Annotated in this window: 20 protein-coding genes and 2 tRNA genes; 8 read left to right on the top strand and 14 right to left on the bottom strand. The window is 68.4% G+C overall.

The window, feature by feature from the left end:
- Position 1: 1 nt before the first annotated feature.
- From AVW09_RS08685 to ileS, 3 genes are read right to left on the bottom strand one after another with little or no spacing between them, the layout of a single operon-like run.
- Positions 2 to 424, bottom strand: coding sequence for a DUF4233 domain-containing protein (locus AVW09_RS08685; RefSeq protein WP_063257747.1), 423 nt, complete (start codon positions 422 to 424; stop codon positions 2 to 4).
- A complete protein-coding gene (locus AVW09_RS08680; RefSeq protein WP_063257667.1) occupies positions 421 to 1,773 on the bottom strand; it encodes a bifunctional folylpolyglutamate synthase/dihydrofolate synthase in 1,353 nt (450 codons plus the stop codon). The genes AVW09_RS08685 and AVW09_RS08680 overlap by 4 nt, the downstream gene beginning before the upstream one ends.
- Positions 1,770 to 5,201: an isoleucine--tRNA ligase gene (gene ileS / locus AVW09_RS08675; protein WP_063257666.1), complete on the bottom strand. Its 3,432-nt coding sequence runs from the start codon at positions 5,199 to 5,201 to the stop codon at positions 1,770 to 1,772. Before ileS ends, AVW09_RS08680 begins: the two co-directional genes overlap by 4 nt.
- A gap of 287 nt (positions 5,202 to 5,488) precedes the next feature.
- Here ileS and AVW09_RS08670 point away from each other — a divergent pair, with 287 nt between their 5' ends.
- Both AVW09_RS08670 and AVW09_RS08665 read left to right on the top strand, forming a co-directional pair.
- On the top strand, positions 5,489 to 6,793 hold the full coding sequence (locus AVW09_RS08670; RefSeq protein WP_231901800.1) for an MFS transporter: 1,305 nt from the start codon (positions 5,489 to 5,491) through the stop codon (positions 6,791 to 6,793).
- Entirely contained in the window at positions 6,794 to 7,450 is a 657-nt protein-coding gene (locus tag AVW09_RS08665) for a hypothetical protein (protein WP_063257664.1), read from the top strand. It abuts the gene before it with no gap.
- Positions 7,451 to 7,589: 139 nt separating this feature from the next.
- Here the strand turns inward: AVW09_RS08665 and AVW09_RS08660 are convergent, their stop codons facing one another.
- A complete protein-coding gene (locus AVW09_RS08660; RefSeq protein WP_063257663.1) occupies positions 7,590 to 8,429 on the bottom strand; it encodes an endonuclease domain-containing protein in 840 nt (279 codons plus the stop codon).
- A 414-nt stretch (positions 8,430 to 8,843) separates the two neighbouring features.
- Between AVW09_RS08660 and valS the strand changes: the two genes are divergently transcribed.
- The 3 genes from valS to AVW09_RS08645 all read left to right on the top strand — a co-directional run bounded on the left by valS (position 8,844) and on the right by AVW09_RS08645 (position 13,831).
- On the top strand, positions 8,844 to 11,411 hold the full coding sequence (valS, locus tag AVW09_RS08655) for a valine--tRNA ligase (protein ID WP_063257662.1): 2,568 nt from the start codon (positions 8,844 to 8,846) through the stop codon (positions 11,409 to 11,411).
- Positions 11,411 to 11,659, top strand: a complete 249-nt coding sequence (locus tag AVW09_RS08650) for a hypothetical protein (RefSeq protein WP_022878819.1) — start codon at positions 11,411 to 11,413, stop codon at positions 11,657 to 11,659. The genes valS and AVW09_RS08650 overlap by 1 nt, the downstream gene beginning before the upstream one ends.
- Before the next feature lie 120 nt (positions 11,660 to 11,779).
- Positions 11,780 to 13,831, top strand: a complete 2,052-nt coding sequence (locus AVW09_RS08645) for a M3 family metallopeptidase (RefSeq protein ID WP_063257661.1) — start codon at positions 11,780 to 11,782, stop codon at positions 13,829 to 13,831.
- Between the two features lie 38 nt (positions 13,832 to 13,869).
- Here AVW09_RS08645 and AVW09_RS08640 read toward each other — a convergent pair whose 3' ends face one another.
- From AVW09_RS08640 to AVW09_RS08610, 7 genes are all read right to left on the bottom strand, one after another.
- On the bottom strand, positions 13,870 to 14,673 hold the full coding sequence (locus AVW09_RS08640) for a hypothetical protein (RefSeq protein ID WP_063257660.1): 804 nt from the start codon (positions 14,671 to 14,673) through the stop codon (positions 13,870 to 13,872).
- A 23-nt stretch (positions 14,674 to 14,696) separates the two neighbouring features.
- Positions 14,697 to 15,965 carry an ATP-dependent Clp protease ATP-binding subunit ClpX gene (gene clpX / locus AVW09_RS08635; protein WP_063257659.1) on the bottom strand — a complete coding sequence of 423 codons (1,269 nt, stop codon included), beginning with the start codon at positions 15,963 to 15,965 and terminating at the stop codon, positions 14,697 to 14,699.
- Between the two features lie 226 nt (positions 15,966 to 16,191).
- Positions 16,192 to 16,854 (bottom strand): ATP-dependent Clp protease proteolytic subunit, encoded by a 663-nt coding sequence (locus AVW09_RS08630; protein WP_063257658.1) that lies wholly within the window; start codon positions 16,852 to 16,854, stop codon positions 16,192 to 16,194.
- 29 nt (positions 16,855 to 16,883) lie between these two features.
- Complete coding sequence (locus AVW09_RS08625) at positions 16,884 to 17,468, bottom strand: ATP-dependent Clp protease proteolytic subunit (protein ID WP_022878827.1); 585 nt, start codon at positions 17,466 to 17,468, stop codon at positions 16,884 to 16,886.
- 78 nt (positions 17,469 to 17,546) lie between these two features.
- Complete coding sequence (locus AVW09_RS08620; RefSeq protein ID WP_063257657.1) at positions 17,547 to 18,035, bottom strand: tetratricopeptide repeat protein; 489 nt, start codon at positions 18,033 to 18,035, stop codon at positions 17,547 to 17,549.
- A 180-nt stretch (positions 18,036 to 18,215) separates the two neighbouring features.
- Positions 18,216 to 19,673 (bottom strand): trigger factor, encoded by a 1,458-nt coding sequence (tig, locus tag AVW09_RS08615; RefSeq protein ID WP_063257656.1) that lies wholly within the window; start codon positions 19,671 to 19,673, stop codon positions 18,216 to 18,218.
- Between the two features lie 73 nt (positions 19,674 to 19,746).
- Positions 19,747 to 19,820: transfer RNA gene (locus tag AVW09_RS08610), tRNA-Pro, on the bottom strand.
- 221 nt (positions 19,821 to 20,041) lie between these two features.
- On the opposite strand from AVW09_RS08610, the gene AVW09_RS08605 reads away from it, so the two are divergent.
- Together AVW09_RS08605 and AVW09_RS08600 are read left to right on the top strand one after the other, a co-directional pair.
- Positions 20,042 to 20,115, top strand: a tRNA-Gly gene (locus AVW09_RS08605).
- Positions 20,116 to 20,266: 151 nt separating this feature from the next.
- The gene (locus AVW09_RS08600; protein WP_063257655.1) at positions 20,267 to 21,349 is read left to right on the top strand and encodes a tyrosine-type recombinase/integrase; all 1,083 of its coding nucleotides are present in this window, start codon (positions 20,267 to 20,269) and stop codon (positions 21,347 to 21,349) included.
- Positions 21,350 to 21,357: 8 nt separating this feature from the next.
- On the opposite strand, the gene AVW09_RS08595 is transcribed toward AVW09_RS08600, so the two are convergent.
- The 3 genes from AVW09_RS08595 to AVW09_RS08580 all read right to left on the bottom strand — a co-directional run bounded on the left by AVW09_RS08595 (position 21,358) and on the right by AVW09_RS08580 (position 24,300).
- Positions 21,358 to 22,176, bottom strand: coding sequence for a hypothetical protein (locus tag AVW09_RS08595; RefSeq protein ID WP_156496031.1), 819 nt, complete (start codon positions 22,174 to 22,176; stop codon positions 21,358 to 21,360).
- A 147-nt stretch (positions 22,177 to 22,323) separates the two neighbouring features.
- A complete protein-coding gene (locus tag AVW09_RS08590) occupies positions 22,324 to 23,397 on the bottom strand; it encodes a hypothetical protein (protein WP_063257653.1) in 1,074 nt (357 codons plus the stop codon).
- 345 nt (positions 23,398 to 23,742) lie between these two features.
- A complete protein-coding gene (locus AVW09_RS08580) occupies positions 23,743 to 24,300 on the bottom strand; it encodes a recombinase family protein (protein WP_063257651.1) in 558 nt (185 codons plus the stop codon).
- A 261-nt stretch (positions 24,301 to 24,561) separates the two neighbouring features.
- On the opposite strand from AVW09_RS08580, the gene eno reads away from it, so the two are divergent.
- Positions 24,562 to 25,896, top strand: a complete 1,335-nt coding sequence (gene eno, locus AVW09_RS08575) for a phosphopyruvate hydratase (protein ID WP_082822877.1) — start codon at positions 24,562 to 24,564, stop codon at positions 25,894 to 25,896.
- Positions 25,897 to 25,910 lie beyond the last annotated feature (14 nt).

Below are 25,910 nucleotides of genomic sequence, written 5' to 3'. Positions count from 1 at the left end.
GTCATTCTCCGTTCGAGAGGTCGGGGTCGGCGGCCCTCCGCGCGTTGGCACGATCGAGAGCCGCTCCCTTGATCGTCGCATACGCCCACATCCCACCGAAAATGAGAGCGACGACGGCGAGAGCCGGAACCAGGATGCCACCGAGCGCCAGGATCACCTGGAGTGCCCAGCCCGCGATGATCGCCCAGCGGTGGCGGAGCAGACCCGAGGTCGCGACCATCGCGGCGGCCAGGACGACGCCGCCCACGATCCCCCACCACGGCTCGATCCCCCACGGCAGCGCCTTCAGGCCGTACACGACGAGTCCGCCGAGGAAGACGACGATCGACTCGAAGCCGAGCACGACCGCGCCGAGCGATTCCTGCGCTCCTCGGGTGCGGCGGGGGCGTCGCTCTCGCGGAGCGCGAGGCTCGCGCGGACTCATCGCTGCCACCCCGACTTCCAGTCCTCGAGCTCGGACAGGCGGATCGCCTCGCCCGCGAGAATGACGGATCCGGCAATGATCACGGCGCGGCGGTCCGACTCCGCGGCCCACGCGCGCGCCGCGTCCGCGGCGTCCTCGAGCGTCGGGTGCACGGTGACGGGCACGTCGGCCGCTTCGGCGACGTCCGCGATGAGGTCGGGGTCGCCCGCGCGCTCGCTGTCGGGTGTGGTCGCGAACACGCGCGCCACCGCCGGGGTCAGCGTCGACACGATGCCGACGGTGTCCTTCCCGGCCAGGATGCCGACGACCGCCCCCCACTCGTCGATGTCGAACGCCTCGTCGAGGGCGGCGACGAGCGCACGCGCCCCGTGCGGGTTGTGCGCGGCGTCGACCAGTACGGTCGGCGCGGTACCGAGGAGCTGCAGACGGCCGGGCGAGGTGACCGCGCCGAGGCCGTCGCCCGCGATGTCGGCGTTGAGGGGCTGCGCTCCCCCGCCGATGAGCGACTCCACCGCGGCGATCGCCAGGGCGGCGTTCGCGCCCTGGTGCGCGCCGTAGAGCGGAAGGTACAGCTCGGGGTACGTGCCGGCGACGCCGCGGACGGTCAGCAGCTGACCGCCCACGGCAAGGGTCTGCGTTTCCAGCGCGAACCCCTCCCCGGCGAACGCGACGGTCGCGTGCATCTTCTCGGCGCGGGCGAGGATCGCGCGGCGCGCCTCCTCCGGCTGTGCGGCCGAGACGACGGCCGCGCCCTCCTTGATGATCCCGGCCTTGACGGTCGCGATCTCCGCGATGGTGTTGCCCAGCCGGTCGGCGTGGTCGATGTCGATCGGCGTGAAGACCGCGACGTCGCCGTCGGCGGTGTTCGTCGAGTCCCACTCGCCGCCCATGCCGACCTCGAGCACCAGCACGTCGATCGGCGCGTCCGCGCACGCGACGAACGCGAGCACGGTCAGCAGCTCGAAGAACGTCAGGGGCGCATCTCCGGCCGCTTCGAGTTCGGCATCCACGATCTGCACGAAGGGCTGGATCTCGTCCCACGCGTCGGCGACCGCGGCATCCGCCACCGGCTCCCCGTCGATGAGGATGCGCTCGGTGAAGCGCTCGAGGTGCGGGCTCGTGAAGAGGCCCGTGCGCAGCCCGAGCGCGCGCAGCAGGCTCTCGATGATGCGGCTCGTCGAGGTCTTGCCGTTGGTGCCGGTGACGTGGATGACGCGGTAGGTGCGCTGCGGGTCGTCGAGCAGCTCGAGCACGCGGCGCGTCCGCTCGACGCGCGGCTGCACCCACTGCTCGCCCTGTCGCTGGAGCAGCGCGGCGTAGACGGCGTCGGCGCGGGAACGGTCGCTCATGCGGGGGCTCCGATCCGGGCGACAGCGACGGTGACGGCGCCGACGTTCGCGTAGGTCTTCGCCGCGACGACGTTCTCGAACTCGGGCACGCGGGTCTCGCCGCGCTCGATGAGCCGCTCGGTGCGGCTCGCGAGGACGACGCCTTCGGCAAGGGTCTCGGATGCCACGCCGGCGAGGTCGAACGCCTGGGCCACCGCCGCGGCGTCCGCGGCGTCGTCGAACGTCAGCGTCAGCGTGATGCGGTCGCTCACGTCGAAGCCGGCGGCCTTGCGGGTGTCCTGGATCGCGCGGATCATGTCGCGCGCCAGGCCCTCGGCCTCGAGCTCGGGCGTCGTGACCGTGTCGAGCAGCACGAAGCCTCCCGACGACAGCACCGCGAGGGCTTCACCCTCGGGGCGCCCGGCCGTCTCGACGACCAGGTCGTACTCGCTCGGCTCGAGCGGGATGCCCCCGGCGACGACGCGGCCGTCGACCTCGCTCCAGTCGCCCTCTCGCGCGGCCTTGATCGCCTGCTGCACCTGCTTGCCGAGACGCGGACCCGCGGCGCGAGCGTTGACCGACAGGCGGTGGGTGATGCCGTACGCGGCGGCCGTGTCGGCCTCCAGCGCGATCTGTTCGACGCTCTTCACGTTGAGCTCGTCGCGCAGGATGTCGTCGAATTGCGCCAGGCCCGTGGCATCCGGGGTCACCACCGTCAGACGTGGCAGCGGCAGGCGCACGCGCTTGCCCTCGCGCTTGCGGAGGGCGTTCGCGACGCTCGAGACCTCGCGGACGGTGTCCATCGCGGTGCGGATGTCTGCGGCCGCCGGGAACGCCGACGCGTCCGGCCAGTCCTGCAGATGGACGCTGCGGCCGCCGGTCAGGCCCTGCCACACGCGCTCGGTCACGAGCGGCAGCAGCGGGGCGGCGACGCGGGTCAGCGTCTCGAGCACCGTGTAGAGCGTGTCGAACGCCTCGCGGCTGGACGGGTCATCGGTCACGCCCACCCAGAACCGGTCGCGCGAACGACGGATGTACCAGTTCGTCAGCACCTCGGCGAAGTCGCGCAGACGCTCGGCCGCGGTCGTCGAGTCGAGGCCCTCGAGGTCGGCGGCAACATCGCGCACGAGATCGCCGGTGAGCGCGAGGATGTAGCGGTCCAGCACGTCGGTGGAGTCGGTGCGCCACTGCGCCTCGTAGCCGTCGGGACCCGAGGCGTTGGCGTAGGTCGCGAAGAAGTACCACGCGTTCCACAGCGGCAGGAGGAACTCGCGGACGCCCGAGCGGATGCCCTCCTCGGTCACGACGAGGTTGCCGCCGCGCAGCACCGAGCTGGACATGAGGAACCAGCGCATGGCATCCGAGCCGTCTCGGTCGAAGACCTCGCGCACGTCGGGGTAGTTGCGCAGCGACTTCGACATCTTCTGCCCGTCGTTGCCGAGGACGATGCCGTGGCACGAGACGCCCGTGAACGCGGGCCGGTCGAACAGCGCGGTGGACAGCACGTGCATGAGGTAGAACCAGCCGCGGGTCTGGCCGATGTACTCGACGATGAAGTCCGCCGGCGAATGCTCGTCGAACCACTCCTGGTTCTCGAACGGGTAGTGCACCTGCGCGAACGGCATCGAGCCGGAGTCGAACCACACGTCGAGGACGTCCTCGATGCGGCGCATGGTCGAGCGTCCCGTGGGGTCGTCGGGGTTCGGACGCGTCAGGTCGTCGATGTACGGACGGTGCAGATCCACCTCGCCGTCCGCGTTGCGCGGCAAGCGGCCGAAGTCCGCCTCCATCTCGGCGAGCGAGCCGTACACGTCCACGCGGGGGAAGTTCGGGTCGTCGCTCTTCCACACCGGGATCGGCGAACCCCAGTAGCGGTTGCGGCTGATCGACCAGTCGCGCGCTCCTTCGAGCCACTTGCCGAACTGCCCGTCCTTGACGTTGTCGGGCACCCACGTGATCCGCTGGTTGTTCTCGAGCAGGCGATCCTTGAAGTCCGTGACCCGCACGAACCAGCTCGATACGGCCTTGTAGATCAGGGGGTTCCGGCAGCGCCAGCAGTGCGGGTACGAGTGCTCGTACGACGCCTCGCGCAGCAGCCGGCCGCCCTGCTTCAGCAGACGGATCAGCGGCCGGTTGGCCTCGAACCACAGCTCCCCCGCGACGTCGGTGACGGTCGACAGGAACCGGCCGCCGTCGTCGAGCGAGATGATCGTCGGCAGGCCCGCGGCATCCGCGAGCCGCTTGTCATCCTCACCGTAGGCCGGGGCCTGGTGGACGATACCCGTGCCGTCGCTGACGGTGACGTAGTCGTCGACGAGGATCTTCCACGCGTCCTGCGTGCCCCACGTCTCGGCGTCGGCGTAGTAGTCGAACAGGCGGTCGTACGACACTCCCCCGAGCTCGGCGCCGGTGATCGTCGACTCGACCGCCGCGCGAGCGGCATCCACCGACTCGTACCCGAGGTCCTTCGCGTAGTTCGGCAGCAGGTCCTCGGCCAGCAGGTAGCGGTGCGCGACGGCCTCGAACGCCTCGTCGGGCGTTCCGTCGGGCGCGCGGTGCACGTCGGCGGCACCGTTCGGTCCGCCCGGGACGACGGCATAACGGATGCCAGGACCCACCGCCAGAGCCAGGTTCGTGGGCAGGGTCCACGGCGTGGTCGTCCACGCGAGCGCCCGCACGCCGGTGAGACCCAGCGCCTCGGCCTTCGCTCCGACCAGCGGGAACGTCACGGTGACCGACGGGTCCTGACGCATCTTGTAGACGTCGTCGTCCATGCGCAGCTCGTGGCTCGACAGCGGGGTCTCGTCGCGCCAGCAGTACGGCAGCACGCGGTAGCCCTCGTACGCGAGGCCCTTGTCGTGCAGCGTCTTGAACGCCCACAGGACGCTCTCCATATACGACGTGTCGAGCGTCTTGTAGCCGCGCTCGAAGTCGACCCAACGCGCCTGGCGGGTGACGTAGTCCTGCCAGTCGCGCGTGTACTCGAGCACCGACTCGCGGGCCTTGCCGTTGAAGACGGCGACGCCCATGCGCTCGATCTCGTCCTTCTCGGTGATCCCGAGCTGCTTCATGGCCTCGAGCTCGGCCGGCAGCCCGTGGGTGTCCCAGCCGAAGACGCGGTCGACCTTCTTGCCGCGCATCGTCTGGAAGCGCGGGAACAGGTCCTTCGCGTACCCGGTCAGGAGGTGACCGTAGTGCGGCAGACCGTTGGCGAACGGCGGACCGTCGTAGAACACCCACTCCTCGGCGCCCTCGCGGTTCGCGATCGAGGCGCGGAACGTGTCGTCCGCGTCCCAGAACGCGAGCGTGTCGCGCTCGATATCCGGGAATCGGGGGCTGGGAACGACGGATGCCGTGGACGCGGCGCCCGTGCCGGGCGTGGAGGTCGTGGCATCCGGGGTCGATGCGTCGGCGGCGGGGCCGAAGGATGAGGGGCGAGGGTAGGTCATGTCTCTCCGCAGGTTGCGATCCACCTGCAGGGACGATCCGGTCGGACCGCGGTACCACCCCGCATTGCGCCCACCGGAGTGGACGCCGCTCTCACTGCGGCTGTGACGGGCCTGCCCCGCTCGGTTCTAGTGGGGGCCTGGACCCTGTTCTTCCGAGAGCTCCCCGGTGATGGCCGGATCGGTGCTGATCCGCCCATTCTACGCCGTCCCGTCGGGGCCCGCGGGCCGCCCCCGGGAATGCCCGACGGTGCGCGCGAGTTTCTGGACTCGTGCCAAGATCTAACCCCGTGACTTCCGCTCCCCCCGTCCCCCGCCCGACCACCTCCGCACCCGCCCGTCGCGTCGCGTGGGCCTCGATGATCGGCACGTCCCTCGAGTCGTTCGACTTCTACGTCTACGCGTACTTCGCCGCGTTCTTCGTCGGGCCGCTGTTCTTCGGTCCGCTCGGCGAGGTCGGCGGGACCCTGGCATCCTTCTCGACGATCGCTCTCGCGTTCGTGGTCCGTCCCATCGGCGCGATCATCTTCGGCCACATGGGTGATCGGCTCGGCCGCCGCACGACGTTGCTGTGGACCGTCGGGATCATGGGTGTCGCGACGGGCTTGATCGGTGCGCTGCCCACGTACGCCCAGGCCGGCTGGCTCGGTGTCGTGCTGTTGCTGGTGCTGCGCATCGCGCAGGGCCTGTCGCTGGGCGGAGAGTGGGGCGGCTCGATCCTGCTCGCGACCGAGCACTCCAGCCCCGTGAAGCGCGCGTTCTACGCCGCGATCCCGCAGCTCGGTTCGCCCGTCGGATCGATCCTCTCCGCCGTCGTCTTCATCGTCATGACCTTCGTGTTGCCCGCCGATCAGCTCGCCGCCTGGGGCTGGCGCATCCCGTTCCTCCTCGCCGTGCCGCTCCTGCTGGTGTCGCTGTACCTGCGCTGGTCGATCGACGAGACGCCCGTATTCGAGAACGTCGTCGCCACCGGTCGCCGCGACCGGCTTCCGGTCCTGACGATGTTCCGCGCCCGTCCGGCCGCGGTGATCATCGCGATCGGCGCCGCGCTCCTCGGTATCGGCTCGTACTCGCTGATGAACACGTACACGATCAACTACGGCGTCGAGCGTCTCGGCTTCAGCTTCCAGGACCTCCTCGTCGCCACGACGATCGGCGCCCTCCTGCAGCTGGTCACGATCCCGCTGTTCGGTGCCTGGGCGAACCGCATCGGCTCCGCCAAGGTCGTGGCCTGGGGCGCGCTCGGCACGCTGCTGATCACGTTCCCGATGTACTTCCTGCTGCAGTTCGCGACGTTCCCGATCCTCGTCGCGACGATGATCATCGGCGGCATCCTGCCGACCATGTCGTGGGCCGCGCTGGGCGGACTCCTGAGCGACCTGTTCCCCGACCACTTCCGGTACTCGGCGCTGTCTCTCACGTACGCGATCGCCGCGACGATCTCGGGGTTCGTCCCGCTGGTGACCGCGGCGCTCGGTACGCAGACGGCGTTCGCGTGGTGGCATCCTGGTGTCGTGCTCGCCGTCCTCTCCGCCCTCACGCTCGTCGCGGCGTGGGCGGCTTCGCGCCGTCGCCCCGAATCCATCGAGGCCTGAGTGGCACGCGTCCGCGGTCCGCTGCCGCCCCGCGTCTCGGCCCCCGACCTGCCTCGGGAGTTCGAGACCGCGCACGGCCTCGGACCGCGGGCGGTCCTCCTCGGCACTCGCGTCGTCTCGCTCGAAGGACACGTGGATGCCGCGCACTCGACGATCTCGGAGAGCGTGATCGCCGAGGCATCCGTCGACTCCCTCGACCTCACCGGTGCGACCCTCGTCGACGTCGCGATCTCTTCGCTTCGGGTCACGGAGCTTCTCGCGCGTGACGGGCGCTGGCGGAACATCGCCGTGGACGGCGGCCGCATCGGCACGCTGGACCTGTCGGGCGCCGAACTCGACAGCGTTGAGCTGCGCGGCGTGCGCATCGACTATCTGTCGCTGCGCGGCGCGAGCGTGCGCGACGTCCTGATCGCCGACTGCGTGATCGGCACGCTCGATCTGCCCCTCGCGACGCTGTCCCGGGTGCGATTCGAGGACTCCCGCGCCGACGAGGTCGACTCCGACGGCCTGCGCGCCGAACACGTCGACCTGCGCGGTCTTGAGGCGATCTCCTACGGACGGCCGGACTCCCTCCGCGGCGTCACCCTGAGCCACCGCCAGGTCGAGCTCGCCGCCGCCGACTTCGCCCGGGCGCTCGGCATCGACGTGCAGGACTGACCGCGCCGCGTCGGCGGCCACCGACGCCCGCTCCGGGATCTGCACAATCTCAGTCGGCATCCGGCGTTTCGGGCTGAGGTTGTGCAGATCAGTGAGGTTGCGCAGACCTCGGAGGGCGGACGCGATCCCGGGGTGCCCGTCAGGCCCGATGCAGCCCCTGCGCGACCGCGTGCAGGATCCGGTCCTGCACCTCGGGCCACCGGTGCACGATCTGCTCGTAACCGACGCGGATGACGTGGTACCCGAGCAGCAACAGTTCCGCGTCGTGCCGGATGTCCGAGGTGCGCTGCGCATCGACGTGGTGGCCACCGTCGATCTGCACGACCAGCCTGTCGCCGATCAGCACGTCGACGCGGTGCTCCGCGATCCACACCTGAACGCGGATCGGTAGCCTGAGCCAGCGAAGCCGCACCACGAAGATCGTCTCGAGTCCGGAATCCGCCCAGGGTGTCGCCTCGTCGACGAGCCTGCGCGCGGCGCCGGTCCATGGCATCCGTTTCAGGGTGGCCAGGTCGACCAGGCCCTTGTTGAGCGCGGAGTCCCAGATCGCCCGGGCCTCTTCGAACGGCAGACAGGATGCCACGGTCATGAGGACGTTTTCGACGGGGTCTTCGAGAACGTCGGGATGCCGCGGGACGATCGGCCGCTGCCAGTGCACCACGGCGGCCGACTGGGCGACCCGGCCGCGTCCCGGGTACGCGGCGTGCGGAGTCTCGGGCGTATGCGTGACCCAAAGTCCGAGGCGCGCTGCTGCGGTGACGCAGGAGACGACGACTCCGTACCGGGCTGCGGCGACGAGGTCGGAATCGGCGCCGGGCACCGCGATCCAGCCGCGCCGGACGCGCGACACGAGTCCGAGATCGACGGCGTGCGCGATGCGGTGTCGGCTGTAGCCGTCCGCGATGACGTGAGCGGTACGGGCGACGCCGCCGAGCGCAGTGACGTGCGCGACGACGGCCTGGGCGGGGGTGGCATCCATTCGACGATCGTCGCGATCGAGCATGCGCCGCGGGGGTCGTCGCCAGGATCTGTGGAGAGAAGGTCGGCTGGGGAGGAGGGGTCGGCGCGCGGCGCAAGATCAGTGATCGGCGGCGGCTCAGCCGCATCGGCCGCAATCTGGCTGAGCAAGCGCGGATCGCTGAGTTCGTGCAGAAGATCCACGGACCGTCGTTCTCGAGCGGCGCGCGGCGCAAAGTCAGCGATTCGCGCTGCCTCAGCCGCTCAAGCTGATGCGGCACTGATTCATCGCGGATCGCTGAGTCAGCGCCTCCACCCCGCCGCCCTGCTGCCTCCCACGCCTCCGCGGCCCACCCCGCGCGCCCGGTAGACTCGAGCGACATTCCACAGTCAGGCACGCACACACGGTGCCGTCTATATCGCTCGAGGAGTACCCATGTCGCTGATTCCGGACAAGCCCGCCCTGGAGGGCCTCGAGCAGAAGTGGGATGCCGCGTGGACCGACCGCGGCACGTACGTCTTCGACCGCGTCCGCGCGGCACAGGTGGGTCGTGCCGGCGTCTTCTCGGTCGACACGCCTCCGCCGACGGCATCCGGAAGCCTGCACATCGGGCACGTCTTCAGCTACACGCACACCGACGTGAAGGTGCGCTTCGAGCGCATGCGCGGCAAGACGGTGTTCTACCCGATCGGCTGGGACGACAACGGCCTGCCGACCGAGCGTCGGGTGCAGAACTACTACGGCGTGCGCTGCGACCCGTCGCTGCCGTACGACCCTGACTTCACTCCCCCGTTCTCGGGCGGCGACAACAAGAGCAGCAAGGCTGCCGACCAGGTGCCGATCAGCCGCCGCAACTTCATCGAGCTGTGCGAAGAGCTCACGGTCGAGGACGAGAAGGCCTTCGAGGCGCTGTGGCGCGACCTCGGGCTCAGCGTCGATTGGGGCCAGACGTACCGCACGATCTCCGACGACTCGATGCGCACCAGCCAGCTGGCGTTCCTCCGGAACGTGGAGCGCGGCGAGGCGTATCAGGCGCTCGCGCCGACGCTGTGGGACGTCGACTTCCGCTCGGCCATCGCGCAGGCCGAGCTCGAGGACCGCGACCAGCCCGCCGCGTATCACCGCCTCGGTTTCCACAAGACCGACGGCTCGGGTGACGTGTTCATCGAGACGACGCGCCCCGAGCTCTTGGCCGCGTGCGTCGCGCTCGTGGCCAACCCCGACGACGAGCGGTACCAGCCGCTGTTCGGCACGACGGTGCGCACGCCCCTGTTCGACGTCGAGGTGCCGGTGCTCCCCCACCCCCTCGCGCAGCAGGACAAGGGGTCGGGCATCGCGATGATCTGTACGTTCGGTGACGTCACCGACATCATCTGGTGGCGCGAGCTCGACCTCCCCAATCGCACGATCATCGGCAAAGACGGTCGCATCGTCGCCGACGCTCCGGATGTGATCGTGACGGATGCCGCGAAGGCGGCGTACGCGGAACTCGCGGGCAAGACCGTGTTCAGCGCCAAGAAGCGCATCGTCGAGCTGTTGCAGGAGTCCGGCGAGATGGAGGGCGCGCCGAAGCCCTTCACGCACCCGGTGAAGTTCTTCGAGAAGGGCGACCGACCGCTCGAGATCGTGTCGACGCGCCAGTGGTACATCCGCAACGGGGCGCGCGACGCCGAGCTGCGCGAGCGTCTCATCTCCCTCGGGCGCGAGATGTCATGGCATCCGGACTTCATGCGCGTGCGCTTCGAGAACTGGACCAACGGACTCACGGGCGACTGGCTCGTGTCGCGTCAGCGGTTCTTCGGCGTGCCGATCCCGGTCTGGTACGGCCTCGACGAAAACGGGGAGCGCGACTACGGCCGCGTGCTCACGCCCGACCTCGCGTCGCTGCCCGTCGACCCGACGACCGACGTGCCCCCGGGCTACACCGAGGACCAGCGCGGCGTGCCCGGTGGATTCGACGCCGAGCAGGACATCCTCGACACGTGGGCGACGTCGTCGCTCACGCCGCAGCTCGCCGGCGGCTGGCAGCGCGACGACGAGCTCTGGAACCTCGTCGCGCCGTTCGACCTTCGCCCGCAGGGTCAGGACATCATCCGCACGTGGCTGTTCTCGACCATGTTGCGCAGCGCCCTCGAGGACGACCGTGCGCCGTGGTCGGATGCCGCCATCTCGGGCTTCATCGTCGACCCCGACCGCAAGAAGATGTCGAAGTCGAAGGGCAACGTGGTCACGCCGGCCGACATCCTGCAGCAGCACGGATCCGACGCAGTGCGCTACTGGGCGGCCTCGAGCCGTCTCGGCACCGACGCGGCGTTCGACCCGCAGAACCCGACGCAGATCAAGATCGGCCGCCGTCTCGCGATCAAGCTGCTGAATGCAGCGAAGTTCGTCCTGTCGTTCCCGGTGCCCGAGGGGGCCGAGGTGACTCACGCGCTGGATGCCTCGATGCTGACGACCCTCGACAAGGTCGTCGCGGACGCGACCGCGGCGCTGGAGGCGTACGACCACGCTCGCGCGCTGGAGATCACCGAGTCCTTCTTCTGGACGTTCTGCGACGACTACCTCGAGCTGGTCAAGGAGCGCGCGTACGACCGCTTCGACGTCGGGCAGGCCTCCGCGGCGTTGGCGCTGCGGACGGCTCTGTCGATGCTCGTGCGGCTGTTCGCCCCCGTGCTGTCCTTCGCCGCGGAAGAGGTCTGGTCGTGGTTCGAGGAGGGCTCGGTGCACACCGCCGCGTGGCCCGCGCCGCTCGGCATCCAGGGCGACCCGGTCGTGCTGACGGCCGTGAGCGAGGCGCTCATCGGCATCCGTCGCGCGAAGACCGAGGCGAAGGCCTCGCAGAAGACGCCGGTGCTCTCGCTCACGATTGCAAGCCCCCACGCGGAGGCGCTGCAGTCGGCACAGGATGATCTGCGTGCCGTGGGCCGGATCGAGACGATCACCTTCGTCGAGGCCGACGCCACCGCCGTCACCGACATCGTGTTCGCACCCCAGGAGGACTGATGCAGCTCGGAACCCGTTGGACCGCCCGCGAGCAGCCCCCGGCTGCCGTGCCCGCGGTGCTGCACGCCCAGATCGCGGCCGTCGAGGCGGCGCTGAACCCCGACGGACTCAGTGCTCCCGCCCCGCGGTGGACGCTCACGTTCCTCGAGGGGCGCCCGGTCGCCGAGCTCGACACCGGCGTGATCGTCGCGCAGGACGCCTCGGGCGAGGTGGTCGTGCGCTACGACGACGAGGACGAGTTCGCCTGAGGCGCCCGTCGCGGTGAGGAGCGGAGGGCATGGGGCCGGCGGAGGAGTCCGTGGACCCCTGGCATCCTCCGCTCCTCCCGTCCCCTCCACCGATCCCCGGCGCGTGACTACGCTGGAACGATGACGGATGCCGTGACCAATCCCCTCCTCGCTCCGACGCCCCTCCCCTACGACCTGCCGCCCTACGGCAGCATCCGGGTCGAGCACTACCTCCCGGCCTTCCACGCCGCGTTCGCGGAACAGCGGGCCGAGGTCGACGCGATCACCGCGCAGACCGATGCCCCGACGTTCGAGAACACCCTCGTCGCACTGGAGCGCAGCGGTGCACTGCTCGACCGCGTCGCGCGGACGTTCTACACCGTGGCATCCGCCGACGGCACCGCCGAGGTGCAGGCCGTCGAGGAGGAGCTCGCCCCACTCATGTCGGCCCATGGTGACGCGATTCAGCTCGACGCGGCGCTGTACGCGCGCGTCACGGCCGTGCACGACGCGCTCGACACCCTCGACCTGGATGCCGAGAGCCGATACCTCGTCGAGCGTCGGTACCGCGAGATGTCGCTGGCCGGCGCCGGGCTCGACGAGGCGCAGAAGCAGAAGCTCACCGACCTCAACCAGCGTCTCTCGACGCTCACAACGGCGTTCGAGAAGAACCTCCTCGCCGACACCAACGACCTCGCGGTCGTGTTCGACGATGCGGCCGAGCTCGACGGCCTCAGCGAGGGCGAGCTCTCCGCCGCGGCTCAGGCCGCGACCGAGCGCGGGCTCGATGGGCGCTACGTCGTGACGCTCACGCTGTACACCGGTCACCCGTACCTCGCGTCGCTTACGAACCGCGAGAGCCGTCGCCGGCTCCTCGATGCCTCACGCGCACGCGGCACGCGCGACAATGCCCACGACAACCGCGGGACGCTGCGCGAGATCGTGCGGCTGCGCGCCGAGCGGGCGGCTCTCCTCGGCTACCCCTCGCACGCCGCCGCCGTGCTCGCCGACCAGACCGCCGGGTCGCCCGAAGCGGTCCACGACCTGCTGCGCCGCCTGGCAGTGCCCGCGGCGGCGAACGCCCGGGCCGAGCAGGCCGCGCTCCAGCGGATCGCGGAGGCGGATGGCATCCAGGTCGAAGCGCACGACTGGGCGTTCTACACGGAGAAGGTTCGCGCAGAGCAGTACGACCTCGACCGCGCCGCACTGCGCCCGTGGTTCGAGGCGGAGCGCGTGCTGCGGGACGGCGTGTTCTCGGCCGCCGAGCAGCTGTACGGCATCCGGATCGCCGAGCGCCACGACCTGCAGGGCTACCACCCCGACGTGCGCGTGTTCGAGGTGCGCAACGCCGACGGCAGCGAGCTCGGACTGTTCCTGCTCGACCTCTACACGCGCGACTCCAAGCGTGGCGGCGCGTGGATGAACTCGATCGTGACGCAGTCGCGCCTGCGCGGCACCGCGCCCGTCGTCGTCAACAACCTCAACGTCAACAAGCCCGCGCCCGGAACCCCGACGCTCCTCACGCTCGACGAGGTCACGACGCTGTTCCACGAGTTCGGGCACGCACTGCACGGCCTGTTCGCCACGGTGACGTACCCGCACTTCGCCGGCACCGCCGTGCACCGCGACTTCGTGGAGTTCCCCAGCCAGGTGAACGAGATGTGGATCTTCTGGCCCGAGATCCTCGCCCACTACGCGCGGCACCACGAGACCGGCGAGCCGCTCCCCGCCGACGTCGTCGAGCGGCTGCACGCCTCGGAGGCGTTCAACCAGGGCTTCGCCACGAGCGAGTACCTCGCGGCATCCTGGATCGACCAGGCGTGGCACGGCTTGAGCGTCGAAGAAGCATCGCAGGAGATCGACGTCGCCGCGTTCGAGGCCGCTGCCCTTGCCGACATCGGCCTCGACAACCCCGTCGTGCCTACCCGGTACGCGTCGACGTACTTCGCGCACGTGTTCTCGGGCGGCTACAGCGCCGGGTACTACTCGTACATCTGGAGCGAGGTGCTCGACGCCGACACCGTGGAGTGGTTCCGCGAGAACGGCGGCCTCACGCGCGAGAACGGCGACCGCTTCCGTGAGCGCCTGCTGGGCGTCGGCGGGTCGGGTGACCCGCTCGAGGCCTACCGCGATTTTCGCGGACGGAATGCCGAGATCCAGCCGCTTCTCGAGCGCCGGGGCCTCACGGTCTGACGGGCGGGGCGTGGGGCGGGTACGGATCCGCCCCACGCTCAGAACGGCGGGTTCGTGTACAGGCTCGTCGAGCAGCCGACCTCGCCCGGCTCGAGCGAGATGCGGCGGAAGGCGACCGGGTCGATCGTGCCGTCGGTGCGGCGCACCAGCACGACGCAGTCGCGAGCGGCGGTAGCGCCGACCGCAGCCACCGTCTCTCCTGTGTCGGTCACGCTCACCTCGACCGTGAGCCCCGGGTCGGCGAAGAGGGCGCGGACGGTCTCCGCCGAAACATCTGCCGCGGACAAGGCGGTCCGGAGGCGCTCTGCGGCGTCGGCGGGCAGTTGGGGTGTGGTCGAGGCGACGGGAGGTTCGGCGGGTATTGTGCTCGCCGGGCATTCGATCGGTTGCGCGTTTGCGTACTCCCCGACCGGCAGGGTGAACCGGAAGCAGCCGAACGCGGACCCGGACGAGTTGCCTTTGATCCACAGAGCACCTTCCTCCGCCCTGATCTCGGCGGCAATCCGCACGTCGACGATCGCGGGATCGCCCGACGAGCCGCCACCGCTCCAGGTGAGCGGGGTCACGGTTACCGCACCCGTGGAGGCGGTGAACGTGTTCGCGGCTCGGGATTCGGCATCCACCGCTCTCGGGATGTAGCCGAGTGAGCTGGTCAGGTCGTCCGCGGTGTCGCGGACGAGACGCGCGGCGAGCACGTCACCGTTCTCGGAGTCGGCGATGGCCTGGCCGACCGTGCCGAACAGGCCGGTGGCACTGTGGATGAGGTACAGCGCGGCGACAACGACGATCGCGCAGGAGGCGAGCGCCACCGACACGATGACGGCGAGACGGCGACGGATCATCGGCTCTCCGTCACCCGCCCGCGTCAGGCGCTCTTGCGCTTCTGCGCCAGAACCACGGTTGCGGGGGCGCGGTCTTCGACCGACGCGCGCGTGATGACGACCTTCGCCACATCTTCGGCTGAAGGGATGTCGAACATGACCGGACCGAGCACGTCTTCGAGGATCGCGCGGAGGCCGCGCGCGCCGGTCTTGCGGGCCACCGCGAGGTCGGCGATCGCGCGCAGCGCGTCTTCCTCGAACTCCAGCTGCACGCCGTCGAGTTCGAACATGCGCTGGTACTGCTTGACGAGCGCGTTGCGCGGTGCCGTGAGGATCTCCATCAGCGCGTCCTGATCGAGGGGCGAGACGGATGCCACGACGGGCAGGCGGCCGATGAACTCGGGGATCAGACCGAACTTGTGCAGGTCTTCCGGCAGCACCTCGCTGAAGAGGTCGGGCGCGTCCTCCTTGCGGTGGAGGGGAGCTCCGAAGCCGACGCCGTGCTTGCCGACGCGCGACGAGATGATCTCTTCCAACCCGGCGAAGGCGCCGGCCACGATGAACAGGACGTTCGTCGTGTCGATCTGGATGAACTCCTGGTGCGGGTGCTTCCGGCCGCCCTGCGGCGGAACCGAGGCGACCGTGCCCTCGAGGATCTTCAGCAGCGCCTGCTGCACGCCCTCGCCCGACACGTCGCGCGTGATGGAGGGGTTCTCGGCCTTGCGGGCGATCTTGTCGACCTCGTCGATGTAGATGATGCCGGTCTCGGCGCGCTTCACGTCGAAGTCGGCGGCCTGGAGGAGCTTGAGGAGGATGTTCTCGACGTCCTCACCGACGTAGCCGGCCTCGGTGAGGGCCGTGGCGTCCGCCACCGCGAAGGGGACGTTGAGCCGCTTCGCGAGCGTCTGCGCGAGATAGGTCTTGCCGCACCCGGTGGGCCCGAGGAGCAGGATGTTGCTCTTGGCGATGTCGATCTCTTCGGCACGCTGCTCGGCGGGCTGCAGGGTGCCGTGGGCACGAACGCGCTTGTAGTGGTTGTAGACGGCGACGGCGAGGGCGCGCTTCGCGGGCTCCTGCCCGACGACGTACTCCTCGAGGAAGCCGAAGATCTCGCGGGGCTTCGGGAGGTCGAAGTCGGCGACCTCGCCCGTCGAGGACTCGGCCATGCGCTCTTCGATGATCTCGTTGCACAGCTCGACGCACTCGTCGCAGATGTACACGCCCGGACCGGCGATCAGCTGCTGCACCTGCTTCTGGCTCTTGCCGCAGAAGGAGCATTTGAACAGATCGGCGCTCTCCCCGATGCGTGCCATGCCCGTGCCTCCTCATTCCCGGCGCCACGCCGGAGTGACTTTGAGCCTAACCGGTGCCCGGGACATTCGAGGGCATTTGCGCGAGCGCCGTCGCCGTGATCGCCACGGGCGGACAAACGGGTGGCGCGCCGAGGTCCCGGCATCCGTCTCCCCCACGCGCGAGAAGAACCCCCGGACACGACGATGCCCCGCCGGACGGATCCGGCGGGGCATCGGGTGGAGCGGGTCAGGCGGTGAGGGCCGCGGGGACGCGCTTGCGGCTCGTCAGCACCTGGTCGACGATGCCGTACTCGAGCGCCTCCTGGGCGGAGAGGATCTTGTCGCGGTCGATGTCCTTGTTGACCTTCGCGACGTCCTGACCCGTGTGACGGGACATGGTCTCTTCGAGCCAGGTGCGCATGCGCATGATCTCGGCCGCCTGGATCTCGATGTCCGACGCCTGACCGTGACCGGACTCGCCGACGGCGGGCTGGTGGATCAGGATGCGGGCGTTCGGGAGGGCGAGACGCTTGCCGGGGGCACCGGCCGCGAGCAGAACGGATGCCGCGGATGCCGCCTGGCCGAGCACGACCGTCTGGATCTGGGGCGAGATGTACTGCATCGTGTCGTAGATCGCCGTCATGGCCGTGAACGAGCCACCGGGCGAGTTGATGTACATGATGATGTCGCGGTCGGGGTCCTGCGACTCGAGCACGAGCAGCTGGGCCATGACGTCATCGGCCGAGGCGTCGTCGACCTGGACGCCCAGGAAGATGACGCGGTCCTCGAACAGCTTGTTGTACGGGTCCTGGCGCTTGTAGCCGTAGGCCGTGCGCTCTTCGAACTGGGGCAGGATGTAACGGCTGCTCGGCATCTGCAGGGCGCTGCCGCCGAAGGTGGGAGTGTGCATTGCGGTGTCCTTTCCTCTCGCCCTCGGCCTCAGGCCGCGGTCCCGCCGCCGCCGGCGACGTCGCTTGCGTGCTCGCGCATGTGGTCGACGAAGCCGTACTCGAGCGCTTCCTGGGCGCTGAACCAGCGGTCGCGGTCGCCGTCGGCGTTGATCTGCTCCACGGTCTTGCCGGTCTGGGCGGCCGTGATCTCGGCGAGACGCTTCTTCATGTCGAGGATGAGCTGCGCCTGCGTCTGGATGTCGCTCGCGGTACCGCCGAAGCCACCGTGCGGCTGGTGCAGCAGCACGCGGGCGTTGGGCGTGATGTAGCGCTTGCCCTTGGTGCCGCTGGTCAGCAGCAGCTGCCCCATCGAGGCGGCCATGCCGATACCGACGGTCACGATGTCGTTCGGGACGAACTGCATGGTGTCGTAGATCGCCATGCCGGCCGTGATCGAGCCGCCGGGCGAGTTGATGTAGAGGTAGATGTCCTTCTGCGAGTCCTCTGCCGCGAGCAGCAGGATCTTGGCGCAGATCTCGTTGGCGTTCTCGTCACGCACCTCCGAACCGAGCCAGATGATGCGGTCCTTGAGCAGCCTGTCGAAGACGCTCGTTGCCATAAGGGGTTCGGGCATTTGTGCTCCTCTTCCGGTGATCTGCAACGAATCTACCGGCGCGATTCGGGGCGGGTCGCCGTGTTCGCCGCGGGCGGATCAGGCGTGTCCGTCCGCGATCTCGCGGGCGTATCCGGTGACCGATCGGGTGTAGCGCGGCAGGTGTGGAGCAAGGGTTTCCAGAGCGATGGATGCGGCCCGCTCGGGCTCTCCGGACGACACCAGCGCCAGGGCGTAGAACGCCGCAGCCGCGTCGTGGAGGGGTCCGCGCGGCTCGCGCTCGTACTCGTCGCGCAGCATCGCGAGAGCCTCGTCGATCTTGCCGAGGTTGCGGATCGTGCTGGCGAGCTGGATCGTCGCCCGCGTGCGACGCTCGTCGTCGAGCCCGCCGTCCAGCGCCCGACGGTAGAGCACCTCGGCCTCGGCCTCGAGGCCGGCGGAGTCCCGCGCGCCCGCCCGTTCGAACAGGGCGACCGGGTCGTCCTCGGGCCGCTCGCTCGCGAGGGCGTCGATGCGCTCGACGACCTGTGCTGCGGTCAGCGTCGCGTCGTCCCAGACCGCGTCGACGCGTGCCTGCCAGTCGTCCATGGGTGTTCTCCCCCCTGCAATGTGCGGCCCGTGCGCGACGCGCCCCCGGTTGAGTGTCCAAGACACGCGGTTCCGCGCTCACCGCATCCGCGTGTCTCGGACACTCAGTCGAAGACCCGGTGACGAAAACAGGGGGCGGATGCCGTGGCATCCACCCCCTGTTCGCGAACCGGACGAGTCTTACTCGCTGTCGGCGGCCTTCTTCTTGGCGGGAGCGCGCTTCTTCGCGGGGGCCTTCTTGGGGGCTTCCTCGGCGGCGGCCTCCTCGGCCTCGACGACGGCGTCCGCGTCGGCGGCCGCGTCGGCGATCTCCTGCGCCTCTTCGACGACCTCTTCCTCGGCGTCGACGGGCTCTTCGCCCTCGACGGCGACGAAGCCGGTCAGGTCGACGGGCTTGCCGTTGGTGTCGACGACGGTGACCTTGCCGAGCGCGATCGCGAGCGCCTTGTTGCGGGCGACCTCGCCGACCATCGCGGGCAGCTGGTTGCCCTGCTGGAGCGCGTTGACGAAGTCCTGCGGAGCCATGCCGTACTGCGCGGCCGACTGGATGAGGTACTGCGTCAGCTCGTCCTGCGAGACCTGGACGTTGGCGTCCTCGGCGATCTTGTCGAGGATCATCTGGGTGCGGAACTGCTTCTCGCTGGCCTCGGTGACCTCGGCGCGGTGCACGTCGTCCTCGAGGCGGTTCTCGCCCTCGAGGTGTGTGTGGACCTCGTCCTCGATGAGTTGCGGCGGAACGGGGATCTCGACGGCCTCGATGAGCGCCTCGACGAACTTGTCGCGCGCGGCGGCGCCCTGCGTGAAGACCGACTGCTCGGAGACGCGCTCGGCGAGCGACGCACGGAGCTCTTCGAGGGTGTCGAACTCGGATGCCATCTGAGCGAAGTCGTCGTCGGCGTCGGGCAGCTCGCGCTCCTTGACGGCCGTGATCGTGACGGAGACCTCGGCCTCTTCGCCGGCGTGGTCGCCACCGACGAGCTTCGAGCGGAACGTGGTCTGCTCGTCGGCGGTGAGCGAGTCGATGGCCTCGTCGATGCCCTCGAGCAGCTCGCCGGAGCCGACCTCGTACGACACGCCCTCGGCGCGGTCGATCTCGGTGCCGTCGATCGTGGCGACGAGGTCGAGCTCGACGAAGTCGCCCTTCGCGGCGGGACGGTCGACGGTCACGAGCGTGCCGAAGCGGGCGCGGAGACGGTCGAGCTCGGCATCCACGGCCGCCTCGTCGGCCTCGACGGCGTCGACGGTCACGGTGATGGAGTCGTAGGCGGGAAGGTCGAACTCGGGGCGCACGTCGACCTCGACGTCGACGACCAGGTCGCCCGAGTAATCCTTCAGCTCGGGGAGTTCGACGATCTCGGCGCTCGGGCGGCCGATGACGCGCAGCTCCTGGTCTTCAACGGCCTGGCGGTAGAACCCGTCGAGACCCTCGTTGACGGCGTGCTCGATGACGGCGCCGCGACCGATGCGCTGGTCGATGATCGGCGCGGGCACCTTGCCCTTGCGGAAGCCGGGGATCTGCACGTCCTGAGCGATGTGCTCGTAGGCGTGGGTGATGCTCGGCTTGAGCTCTTCGGGCGAGACCGTGATGTGGAGCTTGACCCGGGTCGGGCTGAGCTTCTCGACGGTGCTGTTGACCATGCGGTGTGTTCTCCTCGTGTGGCCCGCGCGGACGCGGGGGCCGGCTAGGCCTGGGGTCTGTGGGGCCGTTGCGTCGGGGCGACAGGATTTGAACCTGCGGCCTCCCGCTCCCAAAGCGGGCGCTCTACCAAGCTGAGCTACGCCCCGGAGCGACGCGCAGCACGCGTTCGACGAAACGACCCCTGGAAGTCTAGTCGATCGAGGTGCGGGGGCCGGTCTGGGAGTCGATCGGATGCCATAGCCCCTGGGTGCGGAGCCTCAACAGGGTGGTCAACATGTCCGCTGCGCGGCCTTCGCGCAGTCAACGCCCGTGTTCGTGACACCGGCGGACGTGAAGTAGAGTTGTCGACGCTGCGGTTCGCCGCCGCGGGGATGTAGCTCAATGGTAGAGCCTCAGTCTTCCAAACTGATGGTGCGGGTTCGATTCCCGTCATCCCCTCCACTTACTTTCCGCCCGCGACCCGGCTTTTCTCGGAAGCCCGTCCGGCGCCCTGCTGGGACCGGGGTTACCGCGTGCCTTGGCCGTATCCGAAACGGCCCGGACTGATGCTGTAGCAACGCCCGGCCCCAGGCGTACAGCATGGGTGAGCACAGTGGGCAAGAGGGCACAATCCAGCGTCACGTATAGGACGCTTCCGAGCGGTCGCGTACAGGTTCGTTACCGGCTCCCGAACGGTGAGCAAGTTACGCACGGCACTTACGACGACGCCGACACCGCGCAGCGGCACGGGCGCGAGATCGAGGTGGATCTGGCGAAGGGCACGAAGTGGGACGACCGCAAAGCGCGTACGCCGTTCTCCGTGTTCATGACGGAGACCTACATGCCGTTTCGCGAGACGAAGGTGGCCGCAGGCACCTACCGGAACAACCGCACCGACGCCACGCGCTTGATTGAGCACTTCGGGCGCATCCCGCTCGGCCAGATCGACGTGCAAGCGGTCGATGCATGGTGGGCGTCGCAGCCCGCCACCGTCTCGCGTCGCAATCGGTACATGTTCCTTACCCGGGCGATGCGGTACGCCGTGCGCTGGCAGTACATTCAAGCCAATCCATGCCAGGTTGAGGACGCCGGAAAGAACGTGGCGAGGCGCCGCCCGCGGTTCACAATCGATGACATGTTCGCGGTGCTGGATTACGCCGACGACAGGACGCGCACCGCGGCGCTCGTCGCGTTCTCCGCACACCTGAGGATCGGCGAGGTCTGCGGACTGAACCGCGGCGATTACGACTCGTCCACGGGGCAGTTGAGAACGGAACGGCAAGCGTCCACCGTCGGGCCGGTCACGTTGAGCGACACGAAAACAGGCAATAGCCGCACGGTCGAGCTGCTGGAACCGGGACGCATCGCGCTGGATGAGTGGATCGCAGCGCACCCGATGCTGCCTAGCGCTCCCCTATTCGTCGGTGCCAAGGGTGGGCGAGTCAATCGCGCGCACATCCGGGATGGCTGGGACGCGGCCAAGCGGGCCGCAGGGTTCCCTGACTTCCATTTCCACGACCTGAAGCGTGTCGGATTGACGTTCGTCGCACGGACAGGCGCCAACGTCCGCGACGTGATGTTCCGCGGCGGGCATCGCTCTTACACAGCCGCCCTGAGCTACCTGGATTCGAGCGAGGACCGCGACCGTGAGCTGGCCGCTCTAGCCAACGAACGTCTACGCCGCGGGCGGCGCTGAGCGAATCGTCAATCTAGGTACTCCACATCACGAGGACGGATCAGCATCTCGCTGGAAGTCTTCGGACTCTTGGCCAACCCACGATTACGTACCTTCACCGCGCGACGAGGGCGGCGCGAAGCGTTCGCACCGTACATGAAGATGCCCATGCCAAGCGCGAGCACGGCGCCGGGCAGTAGCACGAACAATCCCAGTGGCTGCGGAAGAGCGTCACCGATTGCCAGCCGCACGCCGTCCGGCAGGAACGGAAGGACAAGCATGCCACCGAAAAAGATCACGCCCAGGAGGATGAATATCACCCGAGCTGCGATGCGAGCGATGCGGCGATCAAGAGTGGGTGTCTCCCACTCCTGATCGAGGTCACGTATCTGGAGGTCAGCTACTTGGTTGGTCCAGGTGAGTTCCGGCGTACCGTCGACTAACAGCCGGTAGCGCTTGACCATGCCTCGTTTGAGCAGGCTCGGGGCGATTCTCACGGTGTTGTCTAAGCCGAGCGCAATGGCTGCGGAGTCCGTGTTGTGGTCCCGTCCGCCCTTTAGCTCCTTGATCACATGCACTCCCAGAGCGACCTCGATCGGAGCGCCCGCGCTGAACATGTCGGGCCTGATGTCCTTTGCTCCCGCGTTCCACAGATCTACGTCGATCACATGTGGTCGCTCGACCTCCGCCCCATCCACGACGTAGCGCATTCCAGTCTCGAACCGGTCACCTTCCTCGGCCATGAGCGTCAGGATGTTCACGTTCAACCACAGCTCGAAATCGTCGGCATCAGCCCGCCAGCGTTGGTAGAGGCGCTCGATGACGATCGCGACGATGGCGCCGCCCACGAGCGAGATGATTACTTCCAGCAAGACGCCCCCCCTGTTCCGACTTGGGTGCATCGTATGGCTCGACCGGCTAAGGATGAATTCGGAGCGCCGCGGAATGGCGGGTGCGAAGCTCCGAAATCTCGCCGCGTATTAGCGGTCGATGTCTCAGTCCGCTCTCTGAGCGCGGGCCGCTCGGCGGCTAGGAGGAGTGCTCGGCGGCGCGTCTTCCACCGCCGCGCCCGGCTGCGCCTCGGCAGGCGTGGCTGCCTCTAAGCGCTCCACAGCAGGCTCCTTGCCCAGTACCCAATTCCACGGCCCCAGATGTTCGCTCAGCCGTTCCAAGCTCCGGTATCCCTCGAATACGCCGGTGTGGATGACGGCGTACTCGTCGCCCATCTTCCGCGCCTCAGCTTCGAGCACATCCATGAATGTGTCGCGATCCGGCGCCGCGTCAAACTTGCGCATCGCGCGTTCCAGGAGGTACTTAGTCATCCCGGGCGTGACGCGGAAGCGCTCTTCGTCGCGGATGTCATCTTTCTCGGGCGTATCGCGCCACAGCTTTCTCCAGAGCACGGTAAACGGTGCGATCCTGGGCGAACCGACGATGGCCGTGTACGCGCCCTGCGGAATGCGCCAGCGCTTGCGCCAGCTCGATTTCTGCGGCCTGTTCGTGCGTCCCGCCACGCTAACGAATCCGCGCACCGTGATGCCCCGCGAGGACGCCTTTTCGAGGAGACCTGGCACCACAGACCAGTAGTCGAAGAGGAACGACACCCGGTCATACGGCTCCAGCCGCACCACGTTCGCCGTGGAAGGTCGGTCTGCTCCGAATCCCTCGGGTAGCTCGAAGGTGCGCGGCGTGAGCGAGTGATCCTTAGCCCCCGCGCCGCCGATTGCCAGGCCAGGTGAGTAGACCGTGACCGCGGTGCGACCGGGGTTCTCGATCACGAGCTGTGCTACTTCGAAGTTGTCTCGGAACGTAGCCGCGGTGTCGTCGTCGGGTCGAAGAGCGAAACGTCCGCTGCGGTTGATGCGAAGTGCGAAACTCGGTTCCCAGACGCCCGCGTTCAGGTAGACCTTCACCCGCCCACCGTCGAGTACATGCTTGGTGAACTGCCAGACCAGCGCGCCCAGCGATGCAAAAAGGCCGAAGCTTGCCACCACGAGCGCCAGCACTTCGACGGGCAGACCCAGGACCAGGGTTGCCTCTGCGGCTTGCGCGGGAGTCGGCGACGGCACGCGCTCACTATCCCAGAGGGACGCTGTACGGAGTGTCACCCCGCGCGGTGTATCGAGTTAACCTGTGCCCCGTGACGAATATGCTGCGCGAGCTTTGCCCCGACGCGATCGAGCGAATGCGGCCCATCTGGGCGGCGGCGGATGAGGCCCTGAGGGTCGATAGCGTGCCGCACCTGGTGCGCTTGGCGAGGCTCCAGCATGGCGAGTCGGTGGAAAAGCCATTGGCGGCACGTCCAGACAGAACGGCCAGTGAGGTCGAGAAGCGCCGCGAGGCGAGCCGGGACTATTACCTCCGCAGGAAAGCTCGGCGAGCCGCCGAACTAGCTGCGCGAGAGGCGTAGAGACTCAGGCGGACTCCAGCGCCCGGTAGATGGTCGGGCGGCTCACCTTGAAATCCTCGGCCAGGGTCGTGACGGTGGCGCCGTCCGCGTGGAGCTTACGGATGCGCTCGGCTTGCTTGGCGGTGAGCGCAGACCTACGGCCCCCGTTGCGTCCACGGGCACGAGCTGCGGCCAGCCCGTCGCGGGTGCGGGCAACGATCATCTCTCGCTCGAACTGCGCGAAAGCCGACAGGATGGTGTAGAACATCCGACCCTCAGGTGTTGTCGTGTCGATTGGCTGCTCAGTGGCCTGGAGGGCGATCCCGTTCTCCTCCAGCCATGCCGCAATCTCGATTAGGTCGCGACTGCTGCGGCCTAGACGGTCCAGACGGGTGCACACGAGCGTGTCGCCCTTTCGAAGAATCGTCTTCACCTGATCCCAGACCGGGCGCGATGCCTTGGTGCCGGTGTACTGCTCGACGTGCACCTGATCGCATCCCGCTTTGGCGAGCGCATCCCGCTGACTGTCCGGGTTCTGGTCGGTGGTCGAGACGCGGGAGTAGCCGATGCGCTGCGAGGCCATGCGTCGAGTGTAAATCAAACGGTCCTAGATGTACATTGATTTCGTACACGAGTTACGGACGGAATCTGACGGCGTGTCGAGGCTGTGGGGTTGCTCGCCTGATGGCGGCGTTCTCTGATCGCTCGATGGCGCCGGTCAGCTTCCGATGACGAAGACGGTGAGGCGAGCGCTGGATTGCGCGGCCGAGGCGGTCATCCGCGCCGCACAACAAGCCCACCTTGCAGCGACCCCACGCATCACCCAAAGGAAAGGACCCTTCTCATGAACGACTACATCAGCGGCATCCACCACCACGGAACACATCCTGGCGAGTACGTCACACGCCAGCACAGTGCGATCACCATCGACACCGTTCGCGGCAGTCGCATCCTCGACTCACGCGGCTATCCGACCGTCCGCGTACACCTCGAGCTCGACGACGGGCGCACCCTCACAGGCGACGCCCCCGCCGGCGCCTCCACCGGCGCGAACGAAGCGCGCGAGCTTCGCGATGGCGGGACCGCGTTCGGTGGGCGCGACGTCACCGCAGCCCTCCACCTGATCGACACCGAGATCGCGGCACTGCTCACCGGACGGTCATGGGCGACGATCGGACACATCGACGCTTCCCTCGCGGAGCTCGACGGCACCACCGGGTACAGCAGGCTCGGCGCCAACAGCGTGGTCGCCACCTCCATCGCCGCATCCCGCGCCTTTGCACACGCGGCGAACCTGCCGCTGTGGCGATGGGTGGCCGACATCGCCGGCACGACAGCCCGAATGCCCGTACCGCACTTCAACGTCCTCAACGGCGGCGCGCACGCGGCGAACGCTCTCGACTTCCAAGAGTTCATGATCGCCCCCGTATCCGCCACCTCGATGGCCGACGCCGTACGCATCGGTGCCGACGTCTACCACGGCCTCGCAGCCATCGTCCGCGACCGCTTCGGCAGCCTCGGGCTCGGCGATGAAGGCGGCTTCGCTCCCTCCATCACCGCACCAGAAGACGCCCTCGACCTACTCGTCACCGCAATCTCCACGGCCGGATACCAGCCCAGCACCGATCATGTCGCGATCGCCCTCGACCCCGCCGCGAACGAATTCTCCACAGGAGACGGTTCCTATCGGATCGTGGACCACACCCTCGACCGGGACGGCCTCGTCGACTACTACCGCCACCTCGCGGACACCTACCCGATCAGAAGCATCGAAGACGGTTTCGCCGAAGACGACCACGACGGCTTCCGCCGCATGACCGCAGCCCTCGGCGCGCGTCTCCAGATCGTCGGTGACGACCTCTATGTCACCGACCCAAACCGCATCCGCCACGGCGGGCAACAGCACCTCACCAACGCCGCGCTGATCAAACCCAACCAGATAGGCACCGTCACACAGACCCTCGATGCCATCGCCACGGCAAACAGCCTGCACATGGCCAGCATGGTCTCGCACCGATCAGGAGAAACGACAGACACCTTCATCGCCGACCTCGTCGTCGGAACCGGCACCGGGCAGATCAAGTCCGGCGCCCCCGCTCGCGGGGAACGCGTCGCGAAATACAATCGACTCACCGAGATCGCAACCGCCCACCCCGAGCTCCCCTACGGTCACCAGTAAGCCCGCGTCCGACT

The sequence above is a fragment of the Microbacterium sp. T32 genome, assembly GCF_001619615.1.
GTDB lineage: Bacteria > Actinomycetota > Actinomycetes > Actinomycetales > Microbacteriaceae > Microbacterium.
Note: the sequence above shows the minus strand (reverse complement) of the source record. Positions and strands in the feature narration are given on the sequence as shown.